The 12,237-nt window shown below is 31.9% G+C and carries 11 protein-coding genes; 3 read left to right on the top strand and 8 right to left on the bottom strand.

What is annotated here, in order from left to right:
* Positions 1–57 precede the first annotated feature (57 nt).
* The 5 genes from ACJJVO_RS16035 to ACJJVO_RS16015 all read right to left on the bottom strand — a co-directional run bounded on the left by ACJJVO_RS16035 (position 58) and on the right by ACJJVO_RS16015 (position 5,938).
* The gene (locus tag ACJJVO_RS16035) at positions 58–483 is read right to left on the bottom strand and encodes a c-type cytochrome (protein WP_405575934.1); all 426 of its coding nucleotides are present in this window, start codon (positions 481–483) and stop codon (positions 58–60) included.
* Positions 480–707, bottom strand: coding sequence for a hypothetical protein (locus ACJJVO_RS16030; protein ID WP_405575932.1), 228 nt, complete (start codon positions 705–707; stop codon positions 480–482). The genes ACJJVO_RS16035 and ACJJVO_RS16030 overlap by 4 nt, the downstream gene beginning before the upstream one ends.
* Before the next feature lie 186 nt (positions 708–893).
* Complete coding sequence (locus tag ACJJVO_RS16025; protein ID WP_405575931.1) at positions 894–2,459, bottom strand: phospholipase D-like domain-containing protein; 1,566 nt, start codon at positions 2,457–2,459, stop codon at positions 894–896.
* Between the two features lie 113 nt (positions 2,460–2,572).
* Entirely contained in the window at positions 2,573–3,730 is a 1,158-nt protein-coding gene (locus ACJJVO_RS16020) for a DUF3095 family protein (protein WP_405575929.1), read from the bottom strand.
* A 171-nt stretch (positions 3,731–3,901) separates the two neighbouring features.
* Positions 3,902–5,938, bottom strand: coding sequence for a dipeptidyl-peptidase 3 family protein (locus ACJJVO_RS16015; protein WP_405575927.1), 2,037 nt, complete (start codon positions 5,936–5,938; stop codon positions 3,902–3,904).
* A gap of 92 nt (positions 5,939–6,030) precedes the next feature.
* On the opposite strand from ACJJVO_RS16015, the gene ACJJVO_RS16010 reads away from it, so the two are divergent.
* Together ACJJVO_RS16010 and crcB are read left to right on the top strand one after the other, a co-directional pair.
* The gene (locus ACJJVO_RS16010; protein ID WP_405575926.1) at positions 6,031–7,053 is read left to right on the top strand and encodes a GyrI-like domain-containing protein; all 1,023 of its coding nucleotides are present in this window, start codon (positions 6,031–6,033) and stop codon (positions 7,051–7,053) included.
* Positions 7,050–7,415, top strand: a complete 366-nt coding sequence (gene crcB, locus ACJJVO_RS16005) for a fluoride efflux transporter CrcB (protein ID WP_405575924.1) — start codon at positions 7,050–7,052, stop codon at positions 7,413–7,415. The genes ACJJVO_RS16010 and crcB overlap by 4 nt, the downstream gene beginning before the upstream one ends.
* Before the next feature lie 167 nt (positions 7,416–7,582).
* Here crcB and ACJJVO_RS16000 read toward each other — a convergent pair whose 3' ends face one another.
* Positions 7,583–7,951 carry a DUF1801 domain-containing protein gene (locus tag ACJJVO_RS16000; RefSeq protein WP_405575923.1) on the bottom strand — a complete coding sequence of 123 codons (369 nt, stop codon included), beginning with the start codon at positions 7,949–7,951 and terminating at the stop codon, positions 7,583–7,585.
* A gap of 29 nt (positions 7,952–7,980) precedes the next feature.
* On the opposite strand from ACJJVO_RS16000, the gene ACJJVO_RS15995 reads away from it, so the two are divergent.
* Complete coding sequence (locus tag ACJJVO_RS15995; protein WP_405575921.1) at positions 7,981–8,955, top strand: transglutaminase domain-containing protein; 975 nt, start codon at positions 7,981–7,983, stop codon at positions 8,953–8,955.
* A 113-nt stretch (positions 8,956–9,068) separates the two neighbouring features.
* Here ACJJVO_RS15995 and ACJJVO_RS15990 read toward each other — a convergent pair whose 3' ends face one another.
* Positions 9,069–11,615 (bottom strand): adenosylcobalamin-dependent ribonucleoside-diphosphate reductase, encoded by a 2,547-nt coding sequence (locus ACJJVO_RS15990; protein ID WP_405575920.1) that lies wholly within the window; start codon positions 11,613–11,615, stop codon positions 9,069–9,071.
* A gap of 203 nt (positions 11,616–11,818) precedes the next feature.
* Complete coding sequence (locus ACJJVO_RS15985) at positions 11,819–12,172, bottom strand: hypothetical protein (RefSeq protein WP_405575918.1); 354 nt, start codon at positions 12,170–12,172, stop codon at positions 11,819–11,821.
* Positions 12,173–12,237 lie beyond the last annotated feature (65 nt).

Below are 12,237 nucleotides of genomic sequence, written 5' to 3'. Positions count from 1 at the left end.
ACTTTCGTAAGTAGGCTAGAACTAGCAATGAATTATACACGTTGTTCTACGCAGTTTTTATTCCGCTTTAATATATTCGTAAAGTTCATTTACTTCAGATTGTTCCAATGATTTACCCCAAAGATTTCTGTGATAGTCAATTCCTAATTCTCCGATTTTAGAACTATCTATTTTTTCGTTTTTTAAAGTTATCCATTTCCAAAGTCTTATAGAGTCAGTTTTAGCCAATGCTGGTCCAGTCATATTTTTGTTCAGTTTATGACAAGCTGCACAATTTGTATTAAAAATCTGTTTTCCTTTTCGACCATTTTCTGTCAAATTCGGCGAAACAGTTCCGCAAACAAATTCAGGCGTTTCAGTTCCGCAAACCAAGTGTTTCGGTTGGCTTATAACATACAGAAAGTAAGAAATTCCAACTATTAAAATCAAAAATCCGCTTGAGATAATCAAAATCCGATTCGTTAAGTTTTTAAATTGAATCATTTCAGTTTTTTAAAAATACCGAACCATTTTAGATTTAGTAAAATCATAATCACTAATATAATACCAATAATCACATATTGATTCATTGGTAAGTTTTTGAAAGTTGGTCGTTCAATTTTGTCAATTAATGCAGGAATGTATAAAAACACTAAGAATATTGTAAACAATAGAAAAATCCATTTCCCTATAGATTTAATTGTATTCAAAATTTGAAGTTTATTCATTCGTTTGTTGGTTTGTCAAATTGCGTAGAACGTGTTATATCAAAACAATTACAATTCATATCAGAATTTATTTGAGGGATATGAACTATTATTACTCTAATATAACAGTTTATAAAACTAACACTTAAGTAGATAGAAACCTATACGTAGAACTACTTATTTTTTTAACACACACCATTTAATCACCTATAAAATAGATTTAGGCAAAATTTTGCGTGTCCAAGTTTTTAAGCGCTTGTAATTATCTACCTCTGCATCTGGGTTAAAATCTAAAGTGGTTTCCCATGAATTTTCTGGTTTAAACTCTATTTCCATACCTTTTAATACACGTTGTGAGATTTGGGTAGAATTTACAATCACTACACATTCGGTATTTAAATTGGCACTCCTTGGGTCTATATTAAACGTACCAACGACAGTAATTTTATTATCTATAACCATAGATTTAGCATGCAAACCAAAAATGGGTTTATGCTCTAGAGTTTCTTGCAGTTCTCCTGTCATTATACTAAGGCGTTCTTCTGCATCTGGTCTAAATTCAAAAATGCGTACACCTGTTTTTAATAAACGTTCTCTATCGGTTTGGTAACTGCTAAAGGCTTCTAAATTATCTGTAGATGCAAGACTATTGGTTAATATTCTAATTTTTACACCACGTTCTGTGGCTTCTTTAAACAAATTTTGAGCTAAAGTTGTGGTAATTAAATAAGGGGTTTGAATCTCTATTGAGGTTTGTGCATTTTTAACCAAATCTATTAATGCTGTGGTAGAACGTCCGCCTCCTCCTAGTCCGTTTTCTCCATCATTTTTTCCTGGATCATCTGAAATAAATTGTACATCATCTAACCATACTAAATCGCCAGAATCATTAATGGTTTTAAACGTGCTTGGTAAGTTGGCTATGCGCTTTCTTACTTGAGGCCAAAAATTTTGAGGATTACAAGCATACTCGTGTAATTTATCAAATCTGTTTTCTGCTGTTGCGTTGCTTGGCAAATCGTCTATAATAGTGGTAACATCTTTGCTTAGATCACTGTACCAAAACTGGCTAAAAGAGGTGTTTATATTTTGAGATACTTTACCTAACAAGAGCACATCTCTGTCTCTAAAATTATACTCATGGTCGTAATCAAAATATTCATCTGCAATATTACGACCTCCTGTAATCACCACTTTACCATCTACAATAAAGGTTTTATTGTGCATGCGCTGATTGGCTGATCTAAAATCGGTAGTGAATTTCTTTAGTTTACTAAATAGGTTCTTCCCTAAATTAACACCTGGATTATATATTTTTACGGTAATATTCTCATGAGATGCAAAGGTTAAAATATCTTGTATATCTGCATCTACCATAATATCATCGACTATAATGCGCACTTTTACACCACGATCTGCAGCTCTAATTAAATAATCGCAAGCAATAAGACCAACGTTATCCATTGAAAAGATAAAGTATTGAATGTCTATGGTTTTTTCTGCATATTCACTTAACCACGCTCTGGCAACCATAGAACCACTGCCGTCTTCTAAAACATAAACTCCTGTTTTAGTCTCCATTTTAATCGCAACGTCTTCTAGTTCTTTGGTTAATGTTGTGCTTTCGTCTCTATGGATATGAGTACAAAAATCGGTGTCTGGTGTAGCTTTAGGTTCGTTATTACATGATGTGAGAACTAATGAAACAAAAAGTAAAAACACTAAACTTTGTTTCCCTTTGCATGGTATAAAATATTGTAATATGTTATGCATTGTTACTTGTATTGATTCGCTAAAAAACATCCCTAAACTCCCTTCAAAGAGACAATTTAATCGAATAAACTTTTAGGTTAAAATATTATTTGGTTTAACTTGAAATAAAGTGGTTACACTTTTTTTATCTTTTGCTTAAACATTTTAGCTGCTGAAGTATAACCTCCTTCTGTGCCATCTACAAAGTGAGAATGTTTTGTCTTTCTATCTAACACATAACAAGACATTACAGATGCGTGTGTGATATGAATACCATAAATGATTTTCTTTTCTTTTTCTAGTTGGTTTAAATACTCTATAAAAAGATCAATTTTAGATTGTTCAGCAGTAAAAACAGTATTAATAATTCCATCTAGCATAAACGTGTGCGATAATTGCCCTATTTGTTGTAAATATTGTTTTCCATCAACTGAAAAGTTCAAATAGAATTTACCTACCAGTGTTTCTATCCATTTTTTAAATAAGTAACTTAAATTCTGCTTATCTAATCTAATCTTCATTTCTTCCCATATATTTAGAATACTAAAATTTAATTTTAAATTATTTGTTTTTATGGGTTGTCTGTTATTTAAAGTGCCAAAAAACGTATCTAACTGACTAATAACATCTTTATAAATAAGTCTTTGATCTTTTTCATTTATTGCATCTAATAATAAACAAACCACTTTTTTTTGAGTTTGAATAGGCTTTATTTGCTTCCAGCGACACTCCATGCCTTCTAAATTTAAAAGGGTTTTTTCAAAATTGGTTCTATTCTCTTCAAAATTTGTTTTAATAATTTCTTCAGCCTTTTTTAAACCATTACCTAATACAATAGGAATAGATAACTGATTTGTTAGTTGGTGCTTGGCTATTTTTAATCCAAAGTCCTGACCCATTAAATAATTAACTGAAATATGACCTACTCTAAGTATTAAATTGGTGTGATTCTTAATATGAAGACTATAATTATCTAAGATTAGTATAATTCTCTTTAAAAATAATGTTGGAATGAGAAATGTAGCTCCATCACCACCAAAAAAATAAGGTATTTCTATGTTTTGTTTTTCTTTTCTGATAAAGTTTAACACGGAAATTATGGAGCCTGTAGCTGTTAAATTAACCTGATGGTGTTTACCTTCATCAACGGCTAGTGTAGAATTTAAAATATCAACTATCACCACATGCCATGTATCTGGCACATCCGAAAAAGAAGATTCACTATCCAATAACTCTACAAGAGTTCCTGTATATTTTTTTAGATTATTATAATATTTTAAGTCTTCTATCATCTTTTTATTGACAACGTTTTAAAATCATCATTTTTAAATATAGTTAATTTTAAAATTAAACAGTATTCAAATACAATTGTTCATACTATTATATCTCATATACTTGATTTTACCCCATAAAAAAGCACTTACGTTATTGCAAGTGCTTTTTTTATTTTAAATGAATACTAATTAATTCACATCTGGAAGATGACTATAGATTTTAGCATAGGTTAACATCTGCTCATCAAATGATTTTGGTTGTTCCACTTTAATCGCAGTAATTTCACCTGTGTCGTTTGTTTCTGTGATTAAAACCGGATTTACAAATCCACTATATGGAGGCGAAGGAAACTCTTTATTGCGGTCTAAAACTTCTTTATGAATGGCTTGGTCTACTTTTACACCATAACCTTCTACTAAAGCTTCAACTGCAGCATAATCACCTTCAGACTTTATACGTTGTGTTTCTCTTAATAACTGACCAAAAAGCTCATGTAACTTTTTATAATCGTTAATATTAAAATACGTTTTTCCGTCTCTAGTTACTTTTTCAATAACGTTGTCTGCTTTTCCTTTTTCAAATGCCCAAGCAGAAACCCATTGTCTGTTTCGCATGTGTGCTTCTTCAACATCATTTCCTAAATCTAAACGAATTAATTGCATCATTAATCCATTTCTAATGTAACCATCGTAAGCTGCTTTTCCAACTTTTTCCCAATCTTCAACTAATCCTAATTCTTGTAATTTAGAATCGTATAAATAATACAAACCAACTAAATCGGCACGTCCTTCTTCTAAAGTAGATGCGTAGGTTTTAAGTGTTTCTTTAGTTTCACCCACACCAGGATTTAATTGTCCTGAGGCATGCCCAATTACTTCGTGCAATGCTGTATGTAATTTATCTGCTAACTGTCCGTATTCTTCTTCTAATTGCAATTCTTCTTCGTCATTTACAAATTCTTTCAACCTACCAGAACCACCTGCATTATTGTAAGCGTGTATAATGTTTCCTAAAGAAACTGATTTACTTCCTACGGCAGCCCTAATCCAATTAGCATTTGGTAAATTAACACCAATTGGTGTGCTTGGAGACGAATCGCCTGCTTCACCTGCAACGTTAACCACTTTGTAAGTTACACCAACAACATTCTTCTTTTTGTGCTCGCTCATTAATGGCGAATTATCTTCAAACCACTGTGCATTTTCAGAAAGCACAGCCATTTTTTTAGACATATCAAAATCATTAATCTGTACGACACTTTCGTAAGATCCTCTATAACCAATTGGATCGTTGTACACTTCAATAAAACTATTAATATAGTCAATGTTACCTTCTGTAGCTGCTGTCCAAGCCACATTATAATCATCCCAAGTTTGTAAATCACCTGTCATGTAGTACTTCATTAACAAATCTAATGCATGACCTTGTGCTTCATTCTCTACGACTTCGCTAGCTTTTTCTAACCATTTAATAATTTCATCTATTGCTGCACCATATAAACCATCAGATTTGTAAACACGCTCTTTTAGCACTCCGTTTTCTTTAACCAATTGAGAGTTTAAGCCGTAAGATAATGGTCTTGTAGCATCTGGTGATTTTTTATTCTTATAAAAATCAATAACATCTTTACTTGTTACATCAGGTCCGTAAAAATTAACTGCAGAAGCCAATACATTATCAATGCCTTTAGCCTGATTTACTTTTTTAGTATCCTTATCATTAAACATAACATCGAAAGCTTCTTCTGGTAACTCAGTTTGTGTCGCTGCAAACAATTCACTTAGTTCTTCTTTAGTAAATCCAGGCACAATTTTGTCGTTAGAATAATGATGGTGAATACCATTACTAAACCATACACGTTTTAAATAAATGGTAAATTCTTTCCAAGTGTCTGTAGTTTTATCACCAGAATATGACGTATATACATTCTCTAAAGCGCGTCTAATTTTAAGATTATGTCTGTAATTCTGATCCCACATAATATCGCGACCTGCTAAACCAGCTTGCGTTAAATAATAAACTAACTTTTGTTCTTTTAAAGTTAAGTTATCCCAACCTGGTATTTGATAACGTAAGACTTTAATATCAGCAAATTCTTCTACGTTAAAACTGAAATCCGTTTCAACGACTTCAACCGTTTCAATAGGTTGTTCTTTTGTATCATTTTTACATGACACAATTAATAAAGCAAAAAGGCAAACTTTAAATAATGATTTTATATTCATTTTATTCGATTTTAGTTGAAACAAAGGTAAGATATATATCACATATCATAAAATGACTATCTTTGATATTATACAATATAGAACGTCTAAAAATGAAATACATAAAATATATACTTTTGCTACTCCTCATCCTTATTATTGGAGTTTCAATTTATATTGCAGTACAACCAAATTCTTTCGAAGTTACAAGAACTAGGACCATAAAAGCACCACAATCTGTGGTCTATGATAATGTCATTGATTTTAAAAATTGGGAAGCTTGGAATTCTTGGATTGAAGAAAAACCTGAAATGGTAATGACGCTTGGCGATAAAACAAATGGTATTGGAGGCTCTTACCAATGGACTGATGAAGGAGAAGTAGGAAATTTTAAAACTATTGATACCAAACCAAAATCAACCATTTCGCAAGAAATGCAATTTGGAGAGTTCCCAAAATCTGATGTTAATTGGGAATTTAAACCCAATGAAGATGGTTCTACAGATGTAACTTGGACCATTACTGGCAAAGATTTGCCTTTTGGATTTAAAATGGTTTCGGCATTTATGGGAGGTATGGAAAAACAGATTGGACCTCATTTTGAAAGAGGACTAACACTGTTAGATAGCGTGATACAGAATGAAATGAAAGTTTATAGCATTAAAGTTGAAGGTATAACGCAACACAGTGGAGGCTATTACCTTTACAATACTGCGTCTTGTAAATTTAGTGATTTTGAAAAAAACATGACAACAATGTTACCAAAAGTCGGAGCTTATGCCATGACACATAATGTAACTATGGCTGGTCCTCCTTTTATTTTATATCATAAATGGGATGAAGAAAATGACACGGTAATGTTCTCTACTTGTGTACCCACAAACTCTAGAATTGTGACTGACGAAGCCGAAATTTTAACAGGTAAACTAGAATCGTTTAGAACCGTGAAAACAGTTTTAAAAGGTAATTATTCTAATTTGAAAGAAGCTTGGAATACTACCATGACCTATATTGCTGATAATAATTTAGAAATGGTTGAAGGTGGCCCAATGATTGAAACTTATTTAACGGATCCGATGAGTGAGCAAAATCCCGCAAATTGGATTACTGAAATTTATGTAGCGGTTAAGGAATGAAACAGCTTTTATTCGTTTTTATTGGTGGTGGTTTTGGTAGTGTGCTACGTTTTTTAATTGGAAAATGGTTAAACAACTCAGAAACCGGAATTCCCTATGGTACGTTTGCAGCTAATATAATTGGAAGCTTATTAATAGGTATTATACTTGGTTTAGCGGCTAAGAATGAAACGTTATCACAAAATCAAACCTTACTATTAGCTACTGGTTTCTGTGGTGGTTTTACTACATTCTCAACCTTTGCTTATGAGAATCATGTATTTTTAAAATCTGGTGACTTTATGAGTTTTGCCATTTATACCATTGCTAGTTTTGTTGTGGGATTTTTGGCTGTTTTTTTGGGTATGTATTTGGTGAAGTAATTGATTTCTAGCTGAGGCGTAAAGTTTCAGAGTAAAAAAAATCACTCATCCTAAACGTTGTGATTACGTGTTTCTGAAGATTACAATACATGTAGATATTTACGGAATGTTATGAGCTCTATAATTAAATATTCTATTTCCAAAAAACTACAAACTGAGACTGAAACCTAATTTTTCTTATAAAACCCTTTTTCTTTCTGCGCTTCTACTTCTTTTAAAATTGAAATGAAAATAACATCATTAATATCGTCAACTGTTTTGTAACGCAATGATTTTACTACTTTCCGTTTTTCTGAAACTAAATAATCATCCCATTTTTTTGACAAGTGTGCAGAATGCCAAAAGCCAACATCCACATAATCTTTGCTTTGATTGATATAACACATTGGACGTTTATCAATGTAATAGCAAGGCATTCTCCATTTGTATAGTAAATCTGCCTCTGGTAAAGTGTGTTCTATTAATACCTGTAAATGCAAAAAAATAGATTTGTATGGTTCTGGTTGTTTAAGGATATGTGCTTCGGCTGGATTCATTTATTATTAATTTGTATTATATTTAAACTATGAAGTTATTAATCACTATCCTGTTTACATTTTCAATTATAATTGTTCACTCTCAAAATTACAAATTGATTGATGAAAAAGTAAAAAACTATCCACATTTTAACCAAATTGAAGATTTAGTAAAGCATGTAAACAATGAATTTAATACTGACGTAGAAAAGGTAAGGGCATTTTATACTTGGACTGCTAAAAATATAACCTATGACTTGAACAAATATTACTCTATTAGACCTCCAGTATTAGAGTTAATTTTTGATTCAGAGAGTATTAATAAAAGCATTGAAAATCAAAAAAGAAAAAAATTAGCCAAACAAGTTTTCAAACATAGAAGGGCATTATGTCTAGGATTTAGTTCTCTTTTTTCGGAACTCTGTTTAAAGTCTAATATTGAGGTAAAATTAATTGAAGGCATTATAAAAAGGACAGTAGATAATATTGAAAACCCTCATTATTCAAAAAATCATGCTTGGAATGCTGTAAAAATCAATGATCAATGGAAACTTATTGACATTACTTTTGCTTCAGGTTTTGAAGATAGAAATTCAGGAGGATGGGTTCAGCGATTTAATAATTACTATTTCTTTACTGATCCCGAAAAACTATTATCTTCTCATTTACCTGAAAAACCTGAATTTCAACTTATTTCAGAACCAATTAGCACTAAAGCATTTTTTAAACTCCCTATTTATTATGCGAAATATTTTGAAAGTGGCCTAGAGCTTTCTAATTATCAAACAGGTACGCTACATGTATCAAAACAAGATGAAAAAATTCATATTAGTTTTAAAAACAAAAAACGTAATAAGACAATTTATTATAAGTTTAATAATGAAAATAAACTTAGAAAACTCTCGTTAACAAAAAATGATAATGACATATACGTGGCAGTTTTAAAGTATAAATCCAAACGATCTAAACGCTTAAGCCTGTATTATGATGGCGAGAAGATATTAGACTTTAAAATTAAAAAGTAAACTAGAAAAATACACCTCTCTAAAACTAAAATTAGCTTAGCTTTTTTATGAGGTGTATAATTTGCTTAAAGACAACCGTTCTTTTGCAAGATTCCTGCTTTCGTAGGAATTTGTTATCCACACTTAGAATAACCACAACTTTTACACTTTAAGCAGCCTTCTTCAAAAATCAACCCTTCAGGATCATTACAATTAGAACATTTTTTATCTAAAGCTTCTGTCCCTTCTGGCACAAATCGTTTTAAGGCTCTTGCTACACCATTTTTCCAGGTGTTAATATGATCGTCATATAAATTTAAATTCTGAACCAAATCAACCACATAAGGTATGGGCATGCCGTGTCTCAATACGCCAGAAATCAATTTGGCATAATTCCAAAACTCCTTATCAAACGATCTAGATAAACCTTCAATAGTTATTTTATAACCTTCATTATCTATATACTGAAAATCGTAACGTGAAGAACCATCTTCATTTCTATTTTTAATAACCCAACCTTTTTCTACCCATTGAGGTAAGTTAAAGGCATCTTTCATTTTACCTGTAAAGATTTCGTAAGGTCTACCATCTACTAAACCAATTACAGCTAACCATTTTTCAGTCTCATTATGAAAACGTACAATTTCGGCTTCAATTTTATCTGGTCGTTTGGCGATTAATGTTTCTGTTGATGTTATTGTTTCTTCATTAGTTTTATCATCCGTTGAAACTAAAATACCACTTCGCGATCCATCTCTATAAACTGTAATGCCCTTTAATCCTTTCTGCCAAGAATCGACATAAATATCTCCAACCAAATCAATGCTTACATCTGAAGCCAAGTTGATGGTAGAGCTAATAGAGTGTGTGGTGTATTTTTGAACCAAAGCTTGCATTTCCACACGTTTTTTCCAATCAATTTCTGGAGCGGTTGCACCTGCATAAGGACTTTCAGCTACATCTGTTTTACCTGTGGTATTCATCCAAGTCTCATACTTTTTGTGATATACCGTAAACTCTTCAAAAGCATCTCCTAAATCATCAACAAAGTCAACTTTAGAGTTTTCGTCATTGGTATTTACTTTTCTTCGTCTTACGTAAGACAGTAAGAATACAGGTTCAATGCCGCTAGACACTTGTGCTAACATACTTAACGATCCTGTTGGTGCTACGGTACTTATGGAAATATTTCTTCGACCATGTTCCATCATTCTTTCATAAGTTTCAGGAAATTCTTTTGCAAGCATTTGAACAAATTCAGAGGTGTCTTCAACATTTCTATTGAACACTTCAAACTGACCTCTTGTGATTGCCATATCAATACTGCTATCAAACTCGGCAGTCATTTTTGTCTTCATTATGTCATTAACAACCTCCAAAGCATTATCGGTATCAAACTTAATTCCCAATGCTGCAACAACATCTGCTAAAGCTGTAAATCCTAAACCTGTTCGTCTCCCTTTTTTACCAGTTTCTGCCAATAAATTCCATATTTCCTTTTCGGTTCTTTTAATGGTGTCTGGCTCTGGGTCTGTATTGATTTTAGCTAAAATTCTAGTTACGGCTTCCAGTTCCAAATCCACTAAATCATCCATAAGACGTTGGGTTTCGTAAACTACTTCATAGAATTTCTTATAATTGAATTTTGCCTTTTTGGTGAAAGGAGCTTCAACAAAACTGAATAAATTAACAGCAATCAATCGGCAACTATCACCACCTTGCATTGCAATCTCTGAACATGGATTTGTAGAACTATTTTTAAATTCAGGATATACAGAAGATGTGGAATAGTAATGTTGTCTATCCCAAAAAATCAAACCAGGTTCTGCTGTATTATGTGCGCAGGTTATAATTTGTTGCCACAAAACTTTGGCATCTATCTCTTTAGTATATTTTGGTGTTTTGCTGTCAATTGGCCATTGTAATGTAAATTTTGTGTCGTTTACAACGGCTTGCATAAACTCGTCTGACAACCGAATTGAAATATTAGCTCCTGTAATCTTCGTTAAATCTTGTTTTACTGTAATAAAATCTTCAATATCTGGATGTTTTACATCCATAGTAAGCATTAAAGCGCCTCGTCTGCCGTTTTGAGCAACTTCTCTTGTGGTGTTAGAAAAACGATTCATAAATGAAACTGCACCTGTTGTTGAACCAGCTGCATTTGATACTAAAGCATCTTTTGGTCGTAATTCTGATAAATCAACTCCTACTCCACAACGTCTTTTAAATAATTGTGCTAATTGCTCATCGGTATAGCAAACACCACCATAAGAATCTAAAACTGATGGCACTACAATACAATTTGATAGCGACGCAATCACTTGATCGTTTCCTAAACCAAACATCACGCTTCCTTGTGGAATCACATATTTAAAATCTTTAAAAAGTTGATAAATCTTCGTTTCGGTTAATGGTTTTCTATTTTTTCCATAATCCGATAAACTTTCTGAAACGATTTCGGTATGTGCATATTTATTTTCAATCCTACCAAATTCTTTTGCCATTCTCATGTGCATATCATCTGGAGATTTTTCTAAATAATTTCCCTGTTTATCTTTTAAACAGTACTTGTTAATCCAAGTGGTTGCAGCAAGTTCATCGTTGTGAAAATAGTCTAGAGATTTTTTTAAAACTTCATCGTAAGTAAATGATTTTGAAGACAAAAGCGTTTGATTCATGATAACATAGATTTTGAAATATTAATAAAACTGACACAAAGCTAGCCAACATAAATCTCAAAAACATGACAATTGTCATACTTGTTAATAAGTCTGAAAGATTGTTAATTAATGAAAAAAACTTGATTTTCTTTCATTCAAAACTGATGTTCTTCACGTTAATTTTGTGATAACACATATAAAAAAAGATCTGTTATGGGTAATTAAAAAATACCTAAAATACCAATCACTAATAATGCAATTCCAATAATAGCTTTAAACGGCATTAGCTTCGCAGAGAGTTTTCTAAGACTTGTTTCTAAAGCAGGTACTTTCCAAAAGACATGTGTTAAAAGTAAAATTCCGCCAAGAATACTTATAATATTAAAGACTAAACCATCCCAAAATTCTAGTATTGCTAGTATAATAAGCGCGAGTCCAATAATAGTATCAAAAGGGGTTAAAAATCCGGCAATTTTATTAAAAAAATTATGCTCTCCATCCCATTTATCTAAGGTGGCTAGACCAAGTAATATGCCTCCTGAAATATTGGCTATCGCTAAAAGTAATTCTATCATATCGCTTCTATATTTTTAACTGTCAATTCATAAATTTAATCAAATCTCTAAAATAAATTTGTTGA

It is taken from the genome of Winogradskyella sp. Asnod2-B02-A (assembly GCF_045063645.1).
In the GTDB taxonomy this organism is placed as follows: domain Bacteria; phylum Bacteroidota; class Bacteroidia; order Flavobacteriales; family Flavobacteriaceae; genus Winogradskyella.
This window is presented reverse-complemented; position numbering and strand designations above follow the sequence as displayed.

Bases quoted from the DNA above. Each gene is read 5' to 3' on its own strand.
- ACJJVO_RS16035 (WP_405575934.1), bottom strand. From the start codon at position 483: ATGATTCAATTTAAAAACTTAACGAATCGGATTTTGATTATCTCAAGC.
- ACJJVO_RS16030 (WP_405575932.1), bottom strand. From the start codon at position 707: ATGAATAAACTTCAAATTTTGAATACAATTAAATCTATAGGGAAATGG.
- ACJJVO_RS16025 (WP_405575931.1), bottom strand. From the start codon at position 2,459: ATGCATAACATATTACAATATTTTATACCATGCAAAGGGAAACAAAGT.
- ACJJVO_RS16020 (WP_405575929.1), bottom strand. From the start codon at position 3,730: ATGATAGAAGACTTAAAATATTATAATAATCTAAAAAAATATACAGGA.
- ACJJVO_RS16015 (WP_405575927.1), bottom strand. From the start codon at position 5,938: ATGAATATAAAATCATTATTTAAAGTTTGCCTTTTTGCTTTATTAATT.
- ACJJVO_RS16010 (WP_405575926.1), top strand. From the start codon at position 6,031: ATGAAATACATAAAATATATACTTTTGCTACTCCTCATCCTTATTATT.
- crcB (WP_405575924.1), top strand. From the start codon at position 7,050: ATGAAACAGCTTTTATTCGTTTTTATTGGTGGTGGTTTTGGTAGTGTG.
- ACJJVO_RS16000 (WP_405575923.1), bottom strand. From the start codon at position 7,951: ATGAATCCAGCCGAAGCACATATCCTTAAACAACCAGAACCATACAAA.
- ACJJVO_RS15995 (WP_405575921.1), top strand. From the start codon at position 7,981: ATGAAGTTATTAATCACTATCCTGTTTACATTTTCAATTATAATTGTT.
- ACJJVO_RS15990 (WP_405575920.1), bottom strand. From the start codon at position 11,615: ATGAATCAAACGCTTTTGTCTTCAAAATCATTTACTTACGATGAAGTT.
- ACJJVO_RS15985 (WP_405575918.1), bottom strand. From the start codon at position 12,172: ATGATAGAATTACTTTTAGCGATAGCCAATATTTCAGGAGGCATATTA.